This window comes from Corynebacterium sp. USCH3 (genome assembly GCF_037619475.1).
GTDB lineage: Bacteria > Actinomycetota > Actinomycetes > Mycobacteriales > Mycobacteriaceae > Corynebacterium.
Map to the genome: position 1 here is coordinate 423,842 of NZ_JAQPZT010000001.1, position 18,023 is coordinate 441,864.

Below are 18,023 nucleotides of genomic sequence, written 5' to 3' on the forward strand. Positions count from 1 at the left end.
CGCACCAGGGGATCTCCACAGGGTACGGGTTGTCCACATGCTCCTGGCGTGACCGTCGGAGCGGGAGAACCGGGAACGGTTATCCGGTGGAGGATGTCTCCATGACTTCCACCCAGCACAACAGTTCGCACCACCCCCGCATTCCCGGTGCCCCGACCCGGGTCGTCATCGACGACGGCACCGCCGGACTCATCGCCGCCGTCCCGGGGCTTCTCGGTTTCACCCCCTCAGCGAGCATCGTGATGATCGGACTCACCTGCCACGGGGAACACCTGGAATCCGTCGGTCCTGTCGTCAGAACCGACATCATCGCCGGTGCGGCAACGGCGGGGGCGGACGCGCTGTGCGGGGCGGTCTACGACATGCCGGGTGCGAAGGCGGCGGTGATCGTCGTCGCGCCTGACGCGTGGCCGCTTCCCGGAAGGGTCGTCGAGGCTCTCGTCGCGACGATGTCCGAGTTGTGTGAGAACTCCGTGGACGTCAGCGGTGTCTACGTGGTTGAGGCGATTCGTGCCGGAGAACGGTGGCTGCAGGTGGTTCCCACAGGGGTGGGCGTCGGCTGGCAGGTCGTGGGTAGCGGGACGGTCAGCGACCCGGCGTGCAGCCCCATGCTGTCATCGGGGATGTCGTCGGTCCATGATTCCCGGGCGTCGTCCGCATCGCTGGACCGCAGCCTGGATCCGCTGGACTACGGGCCGGGGACACCATCGGTTCCTGAGACCTGGTCAACGGGATCGGGAGGAACCGGTGACCAGGCCAGGTTGGTGCCGTCGGATGTCCGCGACCTCGTCATCGCGGTGGCTGACGAGGCTGTACACCTGCACAGGGCGGATGAACCGCCGCTGGTTGTGGCGCGGCGAGCCGTCCGGAAGCTGCTCGAGGTCACGGGAACCGCCACAACCGTCCACGCGGTGTGCACCCGGACGAGCCTGTTCCCGACACTGGTCGCTCTCGGCGCGGGGGGCAGTGCAACAGTGGTGATCGCACTGTTGCTGGAGACCGCGGGGCTGGCCCGGTCCTCGTTGCGCAGTCGCGCTCTTGTGCTCATCGCGGTACTGGGGTGGTGCGGCAATCATGGGGCACTGGGGCACCGGGCGGCACGCCGATGTCTGCAGGAGATGGAGGGGCCCGGCGGTCTGTGCACCCGTCCGGGGTTCATGGAGGACCATGACCGGCTGGGGGACGACCTGCTGACGATGACCCTGGCCGGGGTGCTGCGTGACGGAGTCTCGGACGGATCAGCGGCCGGGACGGTCGGGAGCATCCTCAGTCAGGGGATCAGCCAGATCGACAGTGTCCGGGGTGCGGTCCCGACCACGGGCCGGGACGCTGAACAGACCATGTGGGACCGGATACTCGACCGCGGGGCGGTCAACGCCGTGCGAAATGTGCTCGATCGCCGAGCTGCGAGGTGAACGACCAGGCGTCGGAGACGATGGTGTGGAGGTCGCTGCGCGACGGGGCCCATCCAAGCTCGTCCATGGCGTGTGTCGAGGAAGCGATCAGTGTCGCCGGATCGCCGGCACGACGCGGAGCGGTGACCGAGGGCACGGCGTGACCGGTGACGTCACGGCAGGTGTCGATGACCTGCTGCACGCTGTACCCGTCTCCCGACCCGAGGTTGAAGATACGGTGTGTGCCGGGAGTGTTCGACCGGGCAGCCAGAAGGTGTGCGTCCGCGAGGTCGCGGATGTGGATGTAGTCGCGGACGCACGTTCCGTCCGGGGTCGGCCAGTCGTCCCCGAACACCATGATCTGGTCGCGTGCCCCGAGTGCGACCTGGAGAACCAGGGGGATGAGGTGGGTCTCCACGGCCCTGTTCTCGCCGGTGTTCCCGTAGGCGCCGGCGACGTTGAAGTACCGGAGACTGGTGGCACCCAGGCCATAGGCGTGGGCATAGGAGGTGATGATCTGGTCGATGGACAGCTTCGAGGCACCGTAGGGGTTGGTCGGGGCGGTGGGCATGTCCTCGGTGATCGGCACCGATGCCGGTTCCCCGTAGCACGCTGCGGTGGAGGAGAAGACCAGGTTGGCAACGCCCTCGGCACGCATCAGGTCGAGCAGGCGCAGTGAGGTGACCACATTGCCGTGCCAGTAGATGTCAGGAGCCTCGACAGATTCGCCGACGAGCGACTTCGCGGCGAAATGGAAGACCGCCACGCAGTTGTCTGCGAGGGCCTCCGGTGCGCGGTCCAGGACATCACCCTCCAGGAACGTCGCCCCGGACGGCACGGCCTCACGGTTTCCCGTGGAAAGGTCGTCGATCACGGTGACCCGGTAACCCTGCTCGCAGAGTACGGCGGCACAGACGCTCCCCACGTAGCCGGCACCGCCGGTGACGACGACGTGGTCTCCTTCAACGAGCCCCATCAGCGGTCAGTTCCCTTCGACGACGATACGGATGGCGTGCCCGAGCTCTTCCGGCACCACGACGCTGTCGCCGTCAGCGGTCTGAAGGGTTAGGCCGTCCGGGGTGTCCTGGATGGTGACGGTCGTCCCGGGGCGGATGCCGTGCTGCCCGAGCTTGCCGATGACCTTGTGCTCGACCTGGACGATCTCGTTGAAGCTGACGACCGTGGCCTTGCGGGGGGAGCTGAGGTCCAGGTCCGAGGCCCGGTGGGAGTTGTCGGGGTTGCCGACGGAGGACTCGCCGAGCTTCTCGAGACCGGGGACGGGATTCCCGAACGGGGAGGTGTTGTGGTCCTCCAGGACCCCCAGGAGCCGCTTCTCGACCTCATCGCCCATCACGTGCTCCCAGCGGCACGCCTCGTCATGCACGGACTCCCAGGGGAGGCCGATGACATCGACCAGGAGGCGTTCCGCCAGGCGGTGCTTACGCATCACCGCCGTGGCGTGCTCACGACCTTCCTCGGTGAGCTTGAGGGACCGGTCATCAGCGATCCAGAGGAGGTTGTCGCGTTCCATGCGGGCGACGGTCTGGCTCACGGTTGGTCCGGACTGTTCAAGACGCTCGGCGATCCGCGCGCGGAGCGGGGGAATGCCCTCCTCCTCCAGTTCGTAGATCGTCCGGAGGTACATCTCGGTGGTATCGACGAGGTCCTTCACTCGACCCTGGCCTTTCTCTGAGCACATGCGACCAGAGAGAGTCACGGTCGCATTCGCGGGATGGTTCACACAGTGGTGCCCTACAACGTACACGGTTCACGACGGGCGCGGTTGCCCGGTCCGGGCAGACCCTGCGTGCACTGCACGCCGTGCCGTCAGACAGCGTATTCGCGCAGTCGCGCGGCGCGGTCACCCTCACGGAGCTTCGTCATGACTTCGCGTTCTATCTGGCGGACACGTTCCCGTGACAGTCCGAAACTCCGTCCGATCTGGTCGAGGGTGCGCGGCATGCCGTCGTCGAGGCCGTACCGCAGCTTGATCACGTCCTGCTCCCGCTCCTCCAGCGTGTCGAGGACCGCCCGGACGTCGGAGTGGCGTAGGGAGGCCACGACGGCGGCCTCGGCGTCCGTGGCCTCGGAGTCCTCGATGAAGTCACCCAACGGGGCCTCTTCGTCGGAACCGACCGGCATGTCCAGGCTCACCGGGTCACGAGACTGTTTGAGCAGCATCTCGATCTTGGACTCGTCGATGCCTGACTCTTCGGCGAGCTCGTCGTTCGTCGCCTCGCGGCCCAGGTGCTGGTACATCTCGCGCTTGATGCGGGACAGCTTGTTGACCTGTTCCACAAGATGGACAGGCAGCCTGATGGTGCGCGACTGGTCGGCCATGCCGCGGGTGATCGCCTGGCGGATCCACCAGGTCGCGTAGGTGGAGAACTTGAAGCCCTTGGCGTAGTCGAACTTCTCCATCGCCCGGATCAGGCCCAGGTTGCCCTCCTGGATGAGGTCGAGGAGCGGCATGCCCCGCCCCGTGTACCGCTTGGCCAACGAGACGACCAGGCGGAGGTTGGCCTCCAGCAGGTGTGTGCGTGCGGCGCGACCTTCGCGGGCGAGCACCTTCATGTCCCGCTTGGCTGCCCGGGTGAGGTTCTCGCCGTTGTCCAGCAGGTGCTCGGCGTACAGTCCGACCTCGATACGCTTCGACAGTTCAACCTCGTCGTCGGCGGTGAGCAGCGCGGTCTTGCCGATGCCGTTGAGATACACGCGGACGAGGTCCGCGGAGGGATTCTCATTGTTCCCCCGGCGGCGTCCCTTGTCCTCTGTCGCTTCCTCGGTGGCATCCTCAGCTGACGGTGACGCGGTCGCACCCGTCAGCTCGTCGATCTCCGCCGGGGTGTCCGACGTATCTCGGGTGGTCTCCAGGAAGTCGTTCTCGTCCGGTGTGCCGGAGTTCTTCGTCGTGCGGGTGCCCATCTGGTTGACCTCCTGGGTTCGGTGTCGGAAGCTCTGTCCAGTCCAACGGGTCGGGTGCGGAAATTGTTCCGGGCCTAAGTGTCTTACTGTGTGCGGCTGGGAATATGCAGGTGAGGGTGTCATCAATGTAATTCTGACTCCCCTATTGTGGGGGGTCGCACATGAGGGGCGGCACCCCCGTCCCTACCCCGCCTCGACGGTCACCGTGTAGGGACCGAGATTCGTGGAGTGGACGGCCATCATCGCACCGAATGAGCCGGTCTCGACATGCAGCCCCCGCCGACGCAGGTCGTCGGTGATCAGGGCGATCACCTTCTCGGCGTCCGGTCCCGGGGCAGCCTCCGACCAGGAAGGGCGGCGGCCTTTCGCGGTGGATCCCATCAACGTGAACTGACTGACCACGAGAACCTCGGCTCCGTTGTCCTGGGCCCCCGCATCCCTGCGACCGGTCCACGGTTCTCCGACCGGGGGTAGGAGCCGGAGTTCCGCGATCTTGCGGGCGACGGTCCGCCAGGCGTCGTCGCTGTCGTCGCGGCCGACACCCACCAGCACCAGGAGGGCACCCCGTCCCGCGCCGTGCCGGTCGCCGTCGACGGCACCGACGACCTGACCGCCGACCGTTACGCTGGCCTCGCTGACTGTACTGATGACAGCCTTCACCGGACACCCTCGATCAGAGAGGCGGGAAGGACCATCCCGTGCCGTACGAGATCGACCACCAGCGGGACCAGGTCCGAGGCGACCTCATCCTCGTCGAGGTCGTTGACCGCGCAGTACAGGCCCGCGACATCACGTAGCGACAACCCGTCCGGCGACAGTCCCGCGAGGATGGACGAGAGCGCATGGTCGATGTCGTGGCTGAATCCCGGACCGTCCGTCCGCGTGAGTCTGATGACCTCCGGGCGGAAGCCCGGGTCGGTGGCACCGGACTGCCCGGCCTTCGCCACCTCGACGACGTCACGGGCCAACCCGGGACGTAGCTGGAACCGGTCGTCGAGAATATCCTCGGCGTCCTGGTCGGCCAGCCATTCCGCGCGCAGGAAGTACTCGGCGACCTCGTCTCCGAAATGTCCGAGATCGGGGGAGTCGAGAACCTCGAAGGTGACTTCCGAGGGGCCGTCTATACGCTGCAGGTGGACGTAGCCCATGCCGATCCGGGTGACATCGTGTTCCTGGAGGTGATCCAGCCACCGGCGCACCCGGGTGCCCCCGTCCTCGGACCGGAGGTCCACCGAGGCGTCGGTGACCCAGGTCCGCACGTACCGGGAGGGGGAGACGTCATCGCGTTGGACGATCCAGGCGCGGATCCCGTCTGCGGGGATCCACCCGGCGACGCGACTGGCCGCGGATTCTGACAGTGACGTCGCCCAGGCGCCCAGGAGGTGCGCCGTGCCACCGGGGGCGAGATGTGCCGCCGCCCCCTGGACGACGGTGCGGGTGGCATCATCGAGCGAGAGCCCCGAGTCGCGGTAGATCTGGCCATCCTGAGCGGGGCCGACGACAAACGGGGGGTTCGAGATGATCCGGTCGAACTGCTCCCCGTGGACGGGCTCGAACCAGCTGCCCTCCCGCCAGTCGACGGTGCGGTCGGTGACGGACCGGTGCGACGCGCGGGCGAAGCCGAGGGCACGGTCGTGGACGTCGGTGGCGACCACATGGTCCGCCTCCACGGTCAGCGCCAGGACACCGGAGCCGGTGCCGAGGTCGAGGAGCCGCTGCACCCGGCCCGACGGGACCTGGTTGAGCAGGGTCAGCGGCGCCTGCCCGACCCCGGGGACATGGTCCGGTCCCGGCACCCTGGCCTCCAGGGAGGTGTCGGGGTCGGAGACGACGAGAGCTTCGGACCCGTCCGGCCGGTGGACCCCATGTGACACCGGCCGGACGTCGACCTGGGAACGCACCGTGTCGGGGAGGTCCCGCTCCTCGTGGGCACGGGTGAGGGCCCCGGCCGCCAGCAGCTCAGTCACCAGTGCCGGGCCCAGTACGGCGGACAGCGCGTCGACGGTCACCGGAGCCCGGAGGAAGAACGTCCGGGTCAACAGGACGTCCCGCGAGGGTGCCTGCCCGGCCGCAGAGCGGTTGTCGAGGTGCCATCCGGCGCCGCCGGGGTTTCCCGCCACGGCATCGTCGTAGCCCTCGCGTCCGAGGGTCCTCAACAGCAACGGCGTCCCGTAGTCCATGACACCCAGGGCGAGGACGAGGTCTCCGAGGCACGGTGCGTGCGCGTCAACGGTCATGGTTCTCGTTACTCTCCTGTACAGGATCGGTGTCTGTGCTGTCGTCGGCGTCGCTGTCGGCGTCGATCACGGTGTGGGCGGACCCCGGGCCGGACTGCCCGAGTTCTCCACGGGCAGGTGCAGATAACTGGGGGTCGGTGAGGGAGTCCCGGTACCGGCGGGCGAGCGCCGGCTTGTACACCTTCGGCTCACCCTTCTCCCGGTCATCGGTCTTCTCGTTCGCCAGCAGTACCGCGGCCCACGGCAACGGCAGGGAGATCACCGCGAAGACGGCGGCGACGACCGGGCTGTGCAACCAGGCATAGGCGGCGACCGCCGCCATGAGCAGGGGGATACGGGCCAGCTGGAGTGCCGCGTACAGTCGGCGGCGGTGGCGCCAGTCGTCCAGGGGTGAGCGTCGGGCATCGGTGATGACCGAGACGTCCTCACTTCGACGACGGCGGGACAGGTGCTGGGACATGGCCACAACCGTAGTCCCGTGGGTGTGGACCACAACCCCCCGGGGACCTGCCTGGGAACCTGCCCGGGGCAGGCCCGGTGCAGCAGGTGTCGCCGCGTGCAGGGCCGCGGCCGGGACCGGCGCGGGTGGAAAACCTGGCCGGGGGAGGGCATCATGGGGACGTGACTACTCCTGGAACGACAACGATTGAGCGGCCCGACGTCCGGACCGAAGACCAGACCTCGGACGACACCCCGAAGTTCTTCCACTACGTCAAGAAGGACAAGATCGTCGACTCCGCGATCAACGGCAGGATGGTCGTCGCCCTGTGCGGCGAGACATTCCCTGTCACCAAACAGGCCAAGCCCGGCTCGCCGGTGTGCCCCGACTGCGAAAGCATCTACCAGGGGCTCCGGAAGAAGTGAGTGGGGCCACCGCATACGGCACCCTCCGTGCCTGGCAGCAGGCCGCACTCCGACGTTACATCGACGCCGCTCCGCAGGACTACCTTGCGGTGGCGACCCCGGGCGCGGGCAAGACGACCTTCGCGCTGACGGTGGCACGGATGCTGCTCGACAGTCGTGTCGTCCAGCGACTGGTCATCGTGGTGCCGACAGAGCACCTGAAGACCCAGTGGGCGCAGGCCGCAGCGCGGCAGGGCATCTCCATCGACGCCGAGTTCACCAACTCCTCGGCGGTGAACAACGCCCACGACGGTGTGGCGGTGACCTACGCCCAGGTCGGGATGAAGCCGACCAAGCACTACCAGGTCGCGACGGCGCGGAAGACCCTGGTGATCCTCGACGAGATCCACCACGCCGGCGACGCGAAGAGCTGGGGCGACGGCGTGCGTTTCGCCTATGAACAGGCTGAACGCCGGCTGGCGTTGACGGGGACCCCGTTCCGGTCGGATGACTCGGAGATCCCGTTCGTCCAGTACAAGGAGCTTGACGGGGCGCTGGTCTCCCAGTCGGACTACACCTACGGCTACTCCGACGCACTCGCCGACGGTGTCGTGCGTCCGGTGGTCTTCCTCGCGTACTCCGGCCAGGCCCGGTGGCGGGACAGCGCCGGTGAGGAGTACGAGGCCAGGCTGGGGACCCCGCTCAACGCCGAACAGACGGCGCGAGCCTGGAAGACGGCACTGGACCCCAAAGGCGAGTGGATCCCGGCGGTCCTCAGCGCGGCACACACCCGATTGATGCAGTTGCGTGAGTCGATTCCTGACGCCGGTGGACTCGTCATCGCCACGGACACGACGACGGCGCGCGCCTACGCAGCCATACTCGAGAAACTCACGGGGACCAGAGTCACCGTCGTGCTCTCGGACGAGCAGGGTTCCAGCGACCGGATCAAGGAGTTCTCGGACTCGAGCGAGCACTGGATGGTCGCGGTGCGCATGGTGTCCGAGGGCGTGGACGTCCCCCGCCTGGCGGTCGGGGTCTACGCGACGTCCGCCTCGACGCCGTTGTTCTTCGCGCAGGCCATCGGCCGTTTTGTGCGGTCGCGTCGACCGGGCGAGTCGGCCAGCGTCTTCCTGCCCAGTGTCCCGGTTCTGCTCGATCTCGCGTCGAACATGGAACGTCAGCGCAACCACGTCCTGGGCAAACCGGACCGTCCCAACGAGGGCTGGGACGATGAGTTGCTGGCCCAGGCGAACAAGGAGGAGAACGAACCCGACGAACCCGGTGGCTACGAGACGCTGGGTGCGGAGGCCGAGCTCGAAAGTCTGATCTTCGACGGGTCGACCTACGGGACGGCCACGATGACCGGGTCCGCTGAGGAGCAGGAGTACCTCGGGTTGCCGGGACTGCTCGACGCCGAGCAGATGAAGACGCTTCTGCGTGCGCGTCAGTCCAGCCAGCTCGACAACCGCGACCGTGCGGCGACGCAGACAGACCGGACTCCGGCCGGTGGTGACTCCGCCGCGTCCGGGGAACCCGAGACGAAGAAGGTCGCCAGCGAGGAGCTTCCGGGCCTCCGCAAGAAGCTGAACGCCCTCGTCGGTGCGAAGTCTCAGCGTACCGGTCGGCCCCACGGCGCGATCCACAACGAGGTCCGACGCAACTGCGGTGGTCCGCCGACGGCGCTGTGTACCGCGGAGCAACTCCGCGACCGTATCGCCTATCTGCGGGACTGGTGAGTACCTCCGGGACGGCAGGGAGGGTCAGTTAGGCTGGGGAGCATGGTGAAGAATAATCCGGCCGGACGCGCCGAATCCCCCGTGACTGCAGAGCCCCGGCAGGTGCGCGCCCAGAGCCGGCTCGGACTGGCGGCCGTGGTACTGGCCGTGCTGGCACTGCCGGCCGCGCTGTTTCCGTGGGTGGGGTTGATCATCAGCGTCGTCGTGTTGTTGGTGTCGTTGATCGCGTTGATCGTCGCGCTGCGGTCGGCACACCTGAGCCGTGGGTACCCCATGATCGCCGTGGCGTTGTCCATCGTCGCGGTGGCACTGGCGGGGGTCGTCACGACCAGTACGGCCCAGACGCTGCAGGACTGTTCGTCGACGTCAGGTGAGGCACTACGGCAGTGCATCGAGGACCGACGTAGCGACGAGGCCGCCTAGCACAACATCCCGGCCCGTGTGGGGCACAGCGGACGTGGGCTGGCCCGGCACGGGCCGGGGAGTGCGGATGTCAGGGAGCGCCGGGGGCGGCGTGGCTCAGTCCAGGTAGTCGCGCAGCACCTGCGAGCGGGACGGGTGACGCAGCTTGGACATGGTCTTCGACTCGATCTGGCGGATGCGTTCGCGGGTGACCCCGTAGACCTGGCCGATCTCGTCCAGGGTGCGGGGCATACCGTCGGTGAGTCCGAAACGTAGCTTGACCACACCGGCCTCGCGTTCGGAGAGGGTGTGCAGGACGTCCTGGAGCTGGTCCTGCAGCAGGGTGAAGCTCACCGCGTCAACGGCGATGACGGCCTCGGAGTCCTCGATGAAGTCACCGAGCTGGCTGTCGCCCTCATCGCCGATGGTCTGGTCGAGGGAAATCGGCTCACGCGCGTACTGCTGGATCTCCAGCACCTTGTCCACGGTGATGTCCATCTCGCGGGCGAGCTCATCCGGGGTGGGCTCGCGACCGAGATCCTGCAGCAGCTCACGCTGGATACGACCGAGCTTGTTGATGACTTCGACCATGTGCACCGGGATGCGAATGGTGCGGGCCTGGTCCGCCATCGCACGGGTGATCGCCTGGCGAATCCACCAGGTCGCGTAGGTGGAGAACTTGTATCCCTTGGTGTAGTCGAACTTCTCGACGGCGCGGATCAGGCCCAGGTTGCCCTCCTGGATCAGGTCCAGGAAGGCCATGCCGCGCCCGGTGTAACGCTTCGCCAGAGACACCACGAGTCGCAGGTTCGCTTCAAGCAGGTGGTTCTTGGCCTTACGGCCGTCACGCTCGATCTCGCGGAAGTCGCGGCGCTGCATCGGCGAGATCTTCTCGCCGCTCTGCTTGAACTCGTCCATCTTGTGGTGGGCGTACAGGCCCGCCTCGATACGCTTGGCCAGTGACACCTCCTGCTCCGCATTGAGCAGGGCGACCTTGCCGATCTGCTTGAGGTAGGCGCGCACGGAGTCGGCGGAGGCGGTCAGCTCGGCGTCCTTGCGTGCCTGTCGCAGGGCGGCGGACTCATCCTCGTCCCAGACGAAGCTGCCGGACTCCTGTTTGTCGTCATCGTCGTCATCGTCGCCGTCGGAGACGGCCCCGGCGGGGGTGACGACAGCGGGGGACTCGTCGTTGTCGTCGTCCACGTCTGCGACGTCGTCGACCTCATCCACGTCGGCACCGTCGATTCCCAGGTCGTCGTCGAGATCGTCGATGTCGTCGAACCCGTCGGCCGAGTCATTCTCGTCCCGGTCCGTGGAGGTGTCCGCAGTGGTGTCCGTGGCCTGCACGCGCACCTGCTCAGTCGCGCCGTCGTCGGTGACGGCGGCCTTGGCGGCACGTCCGGCGACCTTCTTGGCGGCGGTCTTCTTCGCCGCGGTCTTCCTGACGGTCTTCTTGGCGGCGGTCTTCTTCGCCGCCGTTTTCTTCGCTGCCGTCGTGCGGGGCGCCTTCTCCGCGGCGGGCTGCTGGGCGGCGTCGTCCTCGGCGCCGGTCACAGGAGCCGTGGAGGATGCGGTGGGCGCCGCCGTCGGGGTCACCGGAGTGGCCGCCTTGCGTGCCGCCGTGCGCACGGCCTTCTTCGCGGTGGTCTTCTTGGCCACCTTTCGACCGGCCGACGCTGCCGAAGTGCCGGGGGCGTCGGTGCCCTCGGTGTCGTTACCGGAGGTGGAACTGGTGTGGGCCGCCACGAAAGACCTTTCTTGCGGGGTCAGGGGACTTGCAGTGAGTGGTCCTTGGTCAGGAACACAGTCGACCCCCAATTATAACCCAGTTGCTGAGAATTTCAGCGATCAGGGGCGCATTCCGTCGTGTACGGCAACGGCCGCGCCGACGATGCCGGCCCGGTTGAGCAGTACGGCGGGGACGACGTCGGCGTCCACGGTGAGTTCCGGAATCCACTTGTGGTGTTTCTTCGAGATGCCTCCGCCGACGATGATCCTCGCCGGGTTGAGGATACGGACGTATTCCCCGAGGACGCGGTCGACGCGGCGGGCCCACTCCTTGTAGCTGAGCTTCTCGCGCTCGCGGACCGCGGACGACGCCCATTTCTCCGCGTCCATGGCGGGGAAGTTCAGGTGGCCGAGTTCGGTGTTCGGGAACAGCGCCCCGTTGTACAGCAGGGCCGACCCGATCCCGGTACCGAAGGTCAGGAACAGGACGGTTCCCTGCGTCGTGGAGGCGTCACCGTACCTGGCCTCGGCGATGCCTGCGGCGTCGGCGTCGTTGAGGACGACGACGCGACGCGGCGACCCGTCGGTGCCGAGACGCTCCCCGAACAGCCGCTGACAGTCGGTTCCGATCCAGGCAGGGTCGATGTTCGCCGCGGTCACCGCAACCTGGTCGCGAACCACCGCCGGTACGGTCAACCCGACCGGTCCGGTCCACCCGGCGGCGTCCAGCAGTTCGGCGACCGTGTCGGCGACGGCGTCAGGCGTCGCGGGCTGTGGCGTGTCGATCCGGACGCGGTCACCGATGAACTCACCGGTGTCCAGGTTGACGAGGGCCCCCTTGATCCCGCTGCCGCCGATGTCGATCCCGAACGCGGTGGTCCGCGTCTGCTGCCTGGATGTCTGTGCCATGGCATCGCATGCTACCCGCTGCGCCAGGCCGGGGAGGTGGTGGAGCAGACGGGGAGCAGCGGGAGGTGGTCCCGCTGATGGCAGGATGGGCACCATGACTGAGCTGATACGTCTTGACCGCACCACCACCGACACCCCGTCGCCGGCGGTGTCGGAGGTCCTGGGGCAGCGGAGTCCCGAGAATCTCAGGCAGATCGCGGTCCGGGTCGCCGCCGAGGCGGCCGTGCATGTCCGGGACGCCCGCGCCAGAGCCGTCGATGGCGCGGACTGCGTCGGGCGGGTCGGGCGGGTCGCTGTCCAGGAGACGAAGTCCTCGGACGTGGATCCGGTCACCGCCATCGACCGGTCCAGTGAACGTCTCATCCGTCGACGTCTCCGGGAACTGACCACGACAGTGGGGACGCCCGGTGCAGGCGGCGTTCCGGATGCGATCCTGGGCGAGGAGGACGGAGGCGCGCTGGACCACAGGGGCGTCACCTGGGTCGTCGACCCGGTCGACGGAACGGTCAACCTGGTGTACGGCATCCCCTCCAGCGCCGTGAGTATCGCGGCCTGCGTCCACGGGGCACCGGTCGCTGGAGCGGTCGCCGACATCGCCCACGACACGGTGTATTCGGCGTGTTCGGGGAGTGACCTGGTGCTGACGGTGCCCGGACACGAGCGGGTCGCCGGGAGAACGACCTGCAGTGACGCCGACGACCTGTCGTCGTCCCTGGTGGGGACCGGATTCTCCTACCGGGCGACGCGTCGGCGGTCCCAGGCGGAGCTCCTCCTGGAGCTGCTCCCGGATATCCGGGACATCCGCCGCATGGGGTCGGCGGCGCTGGACCTGTGCGCGGTGGCCACCGGCGCCCTCGACGGGTACTACGAGCACGGGCTGGGGGCGTGGGACCACGCTGCCGGAAGTCTGATCGCGGCACGTTCCGGCGCGGTGGTGTACACGCCGCCGCTGGACCGTGGGGACGGCGACGGCCTGGGGATCCTCGCCGCCGCACCCGGCGTCGTCGACGCACTGGCGTCGCGGGTGCTCGGCGTCACCTTCCCGAGCGAGTAGGGTGCACCCGCGCGATGACGGTTCCGCGCAGGTGACGGAGGATGAGCCGGTGCGTGCAGGGTTGCCGTGGGCGCCTGGTCGGGGTGGTGAAGTGACAACGGTTCGTCGCTGCTTTAGTATGCGCGTCACACGCCGGGAATATCCGCCGCCGACGCTTCGTTACCGGCAGGGTGTTCCACGGTCGTTGCGTGAAGGTTCCCGGAGACTCGACGGGCTTCGGAGCCTCGCTGACACGTGACCACACCTGCATATCTGTAACTTCACAGCCTTATCCGGCGCCGGGTCGTCCCGGGGACGGGTAACGGAACCAAGGAGCATCATCATGGCGACTGACTACGATTCCCCCCGCACCCGACCGGAAGACGAGATCGAGACTGACTCCCTCGAAGGTCTCAAGGCCGCGGAGAAGGCGGAACCCGCCGTCGACGACACCGATGACGGGGACATCGTTGAGCCGATCGACGTGCCGATGGCCGACCTCTCCGGTGAAGAGCTCAGCGGATCGGTGATTCCCCGGCAGAACGACGAGTTCACCTGCTCGGTCTGCTTCCTGGTGCAGCATCGCAGCAGGATCGCCGAGGACGACGGCAAGGGCAACCTGGTCTGCATCGACTGCGAGTGACCGCCCTCCGGTCGGGGAGCGCGACCCCGTGCCCCGGGAACGTCACCGACGTCCCCGGGGCACGATGATGCAGGGAATCCCGAGTCGGGGTGGACTACACCTGGGGGGTACCCAGCGCGGCCAGCAGTTGCTCCGGCTCGCTGGTCGACACCAGCCAATAGGGGGTGGGGTCATCCGGGTCGTCGAGAACCAGCATCGCCATGGAGGGGATCCAGGGACGGTGGTAGACGAAGGCGGCCGGATCGAGTTGCCGGCCCATCGCCGCGCTGCGGGCACTGGGCGGGACCGGAAGGCTCCGACTGACCACCGATCCGGGCAGTGAGGCTTCTCCGGCGCGCAGCCAGGTCTCCCCGTCGCCGTCGCGTTCGACGACGAGTTCATTGCTGGAGAGATGCAGCAGCGCCCACACCACGGCCGCCAGGACGACGAGTCCCAGAATGAGCCCCCAGTACCACTCGCGGCTCATCTGTCCCTGGAAGCCGACCAGGGTGCTCACGCCGACACCGATCAGCCACCAGGACAGTGGAACGCGCTGGCGCTCACGGTAGAGAACTGCCGACCCGGTTGCGCCGGGACGGTTCTCTCCGGAATCCTGTGGCACGTCATCTCCTGTCACCTCGGGCTCGCTCACGATCCCTTAGTCTAACCTGCAGGCGCTGCTGTCAGTAACCGGGAGCCGCCGGTAGACTCCGTGACCATGACCGACAGTCTCGACGCACCCTTGCGCATCGCGCGACTTGACCCTGACCTACCGTTGCCGACGCGGGCACACCCCAGCGACGCGGGCATTGACCTGCACTCGGCCGAGGACGTCACCCTGGCTCCGGGAGAACGGGCCCTGGTGGGCACCGGGATCGCCATCGCACTTCCGGCCGGCACGGTAGGGTTGGTCCACCCCCGCAGTGGGCTGGCATGGAAGAAGGGGGTCTCCATCGTCAACGCGCCCGGTACGGTGGACGCGGACTACCGTGGGGAGGTGAAGGTCTGCCTGATCAACCTGGATCCTGCCGTGCCGGTGACTGTCAGTCGCGGAGACCGGATCGCACAGCTGCTGGTGCAGGATGTGTCGCTCTGTGCGGTGCAGGAGGTCGCCGATGTCGACGCGTTGGGGGAGACCTCGCGTGGCGCAGGCGGCCACGGGTCCAGCGGCGACTGAGCACCACCGCCGTTGCCAGCATCCCGACAATTGAGGAGTAACTGAAACCATGTGGCCGTTCACCAGGAAGAATGACGGGGCTGACCCCGTCGGCACCGAAAAGCCAGAAGGTACCGGAGTGTCCGGCGCTCCTGGCCCCACCGATCCGTCGGTCCCCGCCGACTCCGGTGCAGCGGCGTCGGGGGACGGTTCGTCCGCGCCGACCCATGATCCGGTCAACGGGGACTTCGGTCCGTTCGACGGAGACAAGGTCGACTACTCGACGTTCGACTACTCGGATTTCGCCAAGAGCGGCCTGGACCTCGGCTCCCTGCGGGTGCCGGTGCCGCACAACGGTGAGGTCCAGGTCGAGATGGGCCCCAAGGGGCCGCAGATGATCCACATCCTCACCCCGTTCGGTCGCCTGACACCGGTGGCGTTGGCGGCGCCGCGCACCGGGCGGCAGTGGGAGGAGAGCATTCCCGAGGTGACCGAAGGCATGAGCGCCGACGGGCTCGAGGTCGAGGTGACGAAGAGCCTGTGGGGTCCGGAGGTCGTCGGAACCATGAAGGCCGGGACCATGCGGGTCATCGGGGTCGACGGCCCGCGCTGGATGCTGCGGATGACGTTGGCCGGGCCGGCGGACAAGGCCGATCAGCTTGCGGAACTGGCCTACGAGGTCATCTCGCGGACCTTCGTCTACCGTGGTCAGGAACCTCTGCCTGCGGGGCAGTCGCTGCCGGTCACCATTCCGGCGGCGATGGCCGAGGAGCTGAGGAAGGTCATCGAGCAGCGTCAGAAGGATGCGGCCGAGGCGAAGCCGGAGGGCGGGGAGTGACCGACGAGCCGCAGCTTCCCGCCAAGGCCCCGGGCGACCACGCGGAAGGTCCGGATGGTCCGGAAGGTGCTGCCCCGACCGTACTGGAACAGCTCGGCGGATTGTCCGGCCTCGTGGCTTCCGTCCTGCCTGTCCTGGTCCTCGTGCCGGTGAACTCCCGGTGGGGCCTGGCACCTGCACTCGTCGCCGCCGTCGCGGTGTCGGTGGGTGTGTTCCTCTGGCGGCTGAGTCGCCGGGAGACCCTCATGCCTGCGGTCTCGGGCCTGATGGGGGTCGGGATCTGTGCCCTCATCGCGTGGCTGCTCGGCGACGCGAAGGGCTATTTCGCCTACGGGATCTGGTACTCACTGGTGGCCGGCATCGTTTTCGTGGTGTCGGTCCTGGTCAGATGGCCCCTTGTCGCGGTGATCTGGCATGGGGTCAACGGTTCAGGGCACCGGTGGCGGGGCAACCGGACGGCGGTACGCGTCTACAGTCTCGCCACCTGTGCATGGGCGGTGGTCTTCTTCGGCAGGTTCGTCGTGCAGCAGTGGCTGTACGTCCAGGATGACGCCGTCGGTGCGCTCGGCGTCGCCCGGATCATCATGGGCCTGCCGTTGACGGCGGTCGTCGTTCTCGTCACTGTGTGGGCGGTCCGTCGGGCCAGCGCCTCCGAAGCGGCGGAGGATCTCGAGTCCCCCGGTGAAACCGGGACCACGGGACGTACGGCATGACCGGCCCGGTGGAGACCGTCGACATTCTCGGGCCGGCACACGGCGGCACCTCGGTGGCACGCCTGGACGGTCAGGTGGTGTTCGTCCGGGGTGCCCTTCCGGGGGAGAAGGGCGTGCCGGTCCGGCTCGACGCCGCACCGGAGGGACAACGCTTCCTCACTGCGGCAGTGGGTGACGTCTCGGCGATCGGCGAGGCGTCCGTGCACCGGGTGGAGGCGAGGTGTCCCGCAGCGGCCGCCGGGGCGGGATGCTGCGACCTCGACTTCGTCGACCCCGAGGGATCGCTCGCCTACAAGACCCGCGTCGTGGTCGAGCAGTTCCGACGCATCGGACACCTCGACCTGGACTCCCTCCTGGGGGACGGGGGAGTGGAGACGAGGTCCCCGGAGCCGTTCGCCGGCTACCGCACCCGCGCCCGGCTCGGTGTCGACGCGGACGGGCGGGCCGGGCTGAGGGAACGCGGCGGCACGGCGATCATTCCTCTGCAGGGGCTGCCGGGGCCCTGCGCCCAGTGGGATCCGGCGCTGGCTGACGGTCTCGTCGACGATCTCGCGGGGTGGTCCCTCACCCCCGGTGCGGAGGTCTGCGTGGCGGTCGGTGACGACGGGGTCCGGAGTGTCGTCGAGGTGCCGGCGCAGCCGCGGCAGCGGCGTCGCCGGCACCGGACAGCACCGCGGTCCCGCGCCAGGGACCACAGTCCCGCCGGGCGCCGTGTACTCGGCGGGTCCGGCGAGGTGGTCCGTACCGTCGCCGGCGTCTCCTGGCGGGTTCCCGCCGAATCTTTCTGGCAGGCGCACCGCGGTGCAGCGGACCTGTACTCCGCCTGGGTGACCGGCAACTCCCCGTCCGACGGCGGAACCGCCTGGGACCTCTACGGCGGGGCCGGTGTGTTCGCCGCGGCACTCACGCAGGCCGACCCGGGAATCTCGGTCGACTGCGTCGACATCGCCTCGCCGGCGACGGCCGCCGGCGAGGCTGCCCTGCGGGGACGTGACGTCCGGTTCGTCACCGGCGACGTGGCCGGGAGCGTCAGGTCCCTGCGCGGTGCCGCACCGGGGTCGACACCCCCGTCGGTGGTCGTGCTGGATCCGCCACGGACCGGTGCGGGACAGAAGGTCGTCGATGCGGTCGCCGACCGCGCTCCGGCGAGTGTCCTGCACGTCGGCTGCGATCCGGCGACCGCGGCACGCGATGCTGCCGCGTTCGTCCGGCACGGCTACACCCCTGATTCGGTGACGGTCGTCGACGCTTTCGGGCTGACCCATCATGTCGAGGTCCTCGTCCGGTACGTGCGTCGGCCGGGTTAACCGACGGTCACAGGGAATATTGAGGTCCGATGATGTGAACACGGGCCGTGCCCGTAAGATGGACGAAGTGCCTGTGACTCAGGCTGCAAGTGTGAAGCGTAGGTTGTCGTCCGTCAGTCGTGGACTCCCGGCAAAAAGGGGAGGCAGGGCCGGCGACGACAGGGACGGAGAAGAGAG

19 protein-coding genes are annotated in these 18,023 nt (G+C 68.0%); 10 read left to right on the top strand and 9 right to left on the bottom strand.

Annotated features, from left to right (window positions below; translation table 11 throughout):
* Window positions 1–101 precede the first annotated feature (101 nt).
* The gene (locus tag PQI66_RS01975; RefSeq protein ID WP_339995587.1) at window positions 102–1,415 is read left to right on the top strand and encodes a DUF4192 family protein; all 1,314 of its coding nucleotides are present in this window, start codon (window positions 102–104) and stop codon (window positions 1,413–1,415) included.
* On the opposite strand, the gene galE is transcribed toward PQI66_RS01975, so the two are convergent.
* From galE to PQI66_RS02005, 6 genes are all read right to left on the bottom strand, one after another.
* Entirely contained in the window at window positions 1,372–2,370 is a 999-nt protein-coding gene (galE, locus tag PQI66_RS01980; RefSeq protein WP_339995588.1) for a UDP-glucose 4-epimerase GalE, read from the bottom strand. The two genes, PQI66_RS01975 and galE, sit on opposite strands and share 44 nt — an antisense overlap.
* A gap of 6 nt (window positions 2,371–2,376) precedes the next feature.
* The gene (locus tag PQI66_RS01985; protein WP_339995590.1) at window positions 2,377–3,066 is read right to left on the bottom strand and encodes a metal-dependent transcriptional regulator; all 690 of its coding nucleotides are present in this window, start codon (window positions 3,064–3,066) and stop codon (window positions 2,377–2,379) included.
* A 155-nt stretch (window positions 3,067–3,221) separates the two neighbouring features.
* Complete coding sequence (locus PQI66_RS01990; protein ID WP_339995591.1) at window positions 3,222–4,319, bottom strand: sigma-70 family RNA polymerase sigma factor; 1,098 nt, start codon at window positions 4,317–4,319, stop codon at window positions 3,222–3,224.
* Between the two features lie 183 nt (window positions 4,320–4,502).
* Window positions 4,503–4,979, bottom strand: coding sequence for a D-aminoacyl-tRNA deacylase (dtd, locus tag PQI66_RS01995; RefSeq protein WP_339995593.1), 477 nt, complete (start codon window positions 4,977–4,979; stop codon window positions 4,503–4,505).
* Complete coding sequence (locus PQI66_RS02000; protein ID WP_339995595.1) at window positions 4,976–6,556, bottom strand: DUF7782 domain-containing protein; 1,581 nt, start codon at window positions 6,554–6,556, stop codon at window positions 4,976–4,978. Before PQI66_RS02000 ends, dtd begins: the two co-directional genes overlap by 4 nt.
* A complete protein-coding gene (locus PQI66_RS02005) occupies window positions 6,546–7,016 on the bottom strand; it encodes a DUF3099 domain-containing protein (RefSeq protein WP_339995597.1) in 471 nt (156 codons plus the stop codon). The genes PQI66_RS02000 and PQI66_RS02005 overlap by 11 nt, the downstream gene beginning before the upstream one ends.
* Window positions 7,017–7,177: 161 nt before the next feature.
* Here PQI66_RS02005 and PQI66_RS02010 point away from each other — a divergent pair, with 161 nt between their 5' ends.
* Genes PQI66_RS02010 through PQI66_RS02020 form a run of 3 tightly spaced genes read left to right on the top strand, consistent with a single transcriptional unit; the run spans window position 7,178 to window position 9,561 of the window.
* Entirely contained in the window at window positions 7,178–7,420 is a 243-nt protein-coding gene (locus PQI66_RS02010; RefSeq protein WP_244805292.1) for a DUF3039 domain-containing protein, read from the top strand.
* Window positions 7,417–9,138 (top strand): DEAD/DEAH box helicase, encoded by a 1,722-nt coding sequence (locus PQI66_RS02015; RefSeq protein ID WP_339995603.1) that lies wholly within the window; start codon window positions 7,417–7,419, stop codon window positions 9,136–9,138. Before PQI66_RS02010 ends, PQI66_RS02015 begins: the two co-directional genes overlap by 4 nt.
* A 42-nt stretch (window positions 9,139–9,180) precedes the next feature.
* Window positions 9,181–9,561 carry a hypothetical protein gene (locus PQI66_RS02020; RefSeq protein WP_339995604.1) on the top strand — a complete coding sequence of 127 codons (381 nt, stop codon included), beginning with the start codon at window positions 9,181–9,183 and terminating at the stop codon, window positions 9,559–9,561.
* A gap of 96 nt (window positions 9,562–9,657) precedes the next feature.
* On the opposite strand, the gene PQI66_RS02025 is transcribed toward PQI66_RS02020, so the two are convergent.
* Together PQI66_RS02025 and ppgK are read right to left on the bottom strand one after the other, a co-directional pair.
* Window positions 9,658–11,286 (bottom strand): RNA polymerase sigma factor, encoded by a 1,629-nt coding sequence (locus tag PQI66_RS02025; RefSeq protein WP_339995605.1) that lies wholly within the window; start codon window positions 11,284–11,286, stop codon window positions 9,658–9,660.
* Window positions 11,287–11,388: 102 nt separating this feature from the next.
* Window positions 11,389–12,177: a polyphosphate--glucose phosphotransferase gene (gene ppgK, locus PQI66_RS02030; RefSeq protein ID WP_339995606.1), complete on the bottom strand. Its 789-nt coding sequence runs from the start codon at window positions 12,175–12,177 to the stop codon at window positions 11,389–11,391.
* A gap of 94 nt (window positions 12,178–12,271) precedes the next feature.
* Here ppgK and PQI66_RS02035 point away from each other — a divergent pair, with 94 nt between their 5' ends.
* A complete protein-coding gene (locus PQI66_RS02035; protein WP_445227976.1) occupies window positions 12,272–13,231 on the top strand; it encodes an inositol monophosphatase family protein in 960 nt (319 codons plus the stop codon).
* Window positions 13,232–13,553: 322 nt separating this feature from the next.
* Window positions 13,554–13,853 carry a DUF4193 domain-containing protein gene (locus tag PQI66_RS02040; protein WP_339995608.1) on the top strand — a complete coding sequence of 100 codons (300 nt, stop codon included), beginning with the start codon at window positions 13,554–13,556 and terminating at the stop codon, window positions 13,851–13,853.
* Window positions 13,854–13,947: 94 nt separating this feature from the next.
* On the opposite strand, the gene PQI66_RS02045 is transcribed toward PQI66_RS02040, so the two are convergent.
* Complete coding sequence (locus PQI66_RS02045; RefSeq protein ID WP_339995610.1) at window positions 13,948–14,484, bottom strand: DUF3093 domain-containing protein; 537 nt, start codon at window positions 14,482–14,484, stop codon at window positions 13,948–13,950.
* A gap of 66 nt (window positions 14,485–14,550) precedes the next feature.
* Between PQI66_RS02045 and dut the strand changes: the two genes are divergently transcribed.
* From dut to PQI66_RS02065, 4 genes are read left to right on the top strand one after another with little or no spacing between them, the layout of a single operon-like run.
* Window positions 14,551–15,009 (top strand): dUTP diphosphatase, encoded by a 459-nt coding sequence (gene dut, locus PQI66_RS02050; RefSeq protein WP_339995611.1) that lies wholly within the window; start codon window positions 14,551–14,553, stop codon window positions 15,007–15,009.
* Between the two features lie 49 nt (window positions 15,010–15,058).
* Window positions 15,059–15,826 carry a DUF3710 domain-containing protein gene (locus PQI66_RS02055; RefSeq protein ID WP_339995613.1) on the top strand — a complete coding sequence of 256 codons (768 nt, stop codon included), beginning with the start codon at window positions 15,059–15,061 and terminating at the stop codon, window positions 15,824–15,826.
* Window positions 15,823–16,539 carry a DUF3159 domain-containing protein gene (locus tag PQI66_RS02060; RefSeq protein WP_339995614.1) on the top strand — a complete coding sequence of 239 codons (717 nt, stop codon included), beginning with the start codon at window positions 15,823–15,825 and terminating at the stop codon, window positions 16,537–16,539. Before PQI66_RS02055 ends, PQI66_RS02060 begins: the two co-directional genes overlap by 4 nt.
* Window positions 16,536–17,846, top strand: coding sequence for a class I SAM-dependent RNA methyltransferase (locus PQI66_RS02065; protein WP_339995615.1), 1,311 nt, complete (start codon window positions 16,536–16,538; stop codon window positions 17,844–17,846). Before PQI66_RS02060 ends, PQI66_RS02065 begins: the two co-directional genes overlap by 4 nt.
* The last annotated feature ends 177 nt before the right edge of the window (window positions 17,847–18,023 follow it).

Excerpts from the sequence above, each read along its gene's own strand:
- PQI66_RS02005 (WP_339995597.1), bottom strand. The coding sequence starts at position 7,016 with ATGTCCCAGCACCTGTCCCGCCGTCGTCGAAGTGAGGACGTCTCGGTC.
- dut (WP_339995611.1), top strand. The coding sequence starts at position 14,551 with ATGACCGACAGTCTCGACGCACCCTTGCGCATCGCGCGACTTGACCCT.
- PQI66_RS02000 (WP_339995595.1), bottom strand. The coding sequence starts at position 6,556 with ATGACCGTTGACGCGCACGCACCGTGCCTCGGAGACCTCGTCCTCGCC.
- PQI66_RS02065 (WP_339995615.1), top strand. The coding sequence starts at position 16,536 with ATGACCGGCCCGGTGGAGACCGTCGACATTCTCGGGCCGGCACACGGC.
- PQI66_RS02020 (WP_339995604.1), top strand. The coding sequence starts at position 9,181 with ATGGTGAAGAATAATCCGGCCGGACGCGCCGAATCCCCCGTGACTGCA.
- PQI66_RS01975 (WP_339995587.1), top strand. The coding sequence starts at position 102 with ATGACTTCCACCCAGCACAACAGTTCGCACCACCCCCGCATTCCCGGT.
- PQI66_RS02055 (WP_339995613.1), top strand. The coding sequence starts at position 15,059 with ATGTGGCCGTTCACCAGGAAGAATGACGGGGCTGACCCCGTCGGCACC.
- PQI66_RS02040 (WP_339995608.1), top strand. The coding sequence starts at position 13,554 with ATGGCGACTGACTACGATTCCCCCCGCACCCGACCGGAAGACGAGATC.
- PQI66_RS01990 (WP_339995591.1), bottom strand. The coding sequence starts at position 4,319 with ATGGGCACCCGCACGACGAAGAACTCCGGCACACCGGACGAGAACGAC.
- galE (WP_339995588.1), bottom strand. The coding sequence starts at position 2,370 with ATGGGGCTCGTTGAAGGAGACCACGTCGTCGTCACCGGCGGTGCCGGC.
- PQI66_RS02035 (WP_445227976.1), top strand. The coding sequence starts at position 12,272 with ATGACTGAGCTGATACGTCTTGACCGCACCACCACCGACACCCCGTCG.
- ppgK (WP_339995606.1), bottom strand. The coding sequence starts at position 12,177 with ATGGCACAGACATCCAGGCAGCAGACGCGGACCACCGCGTTCGGGATC.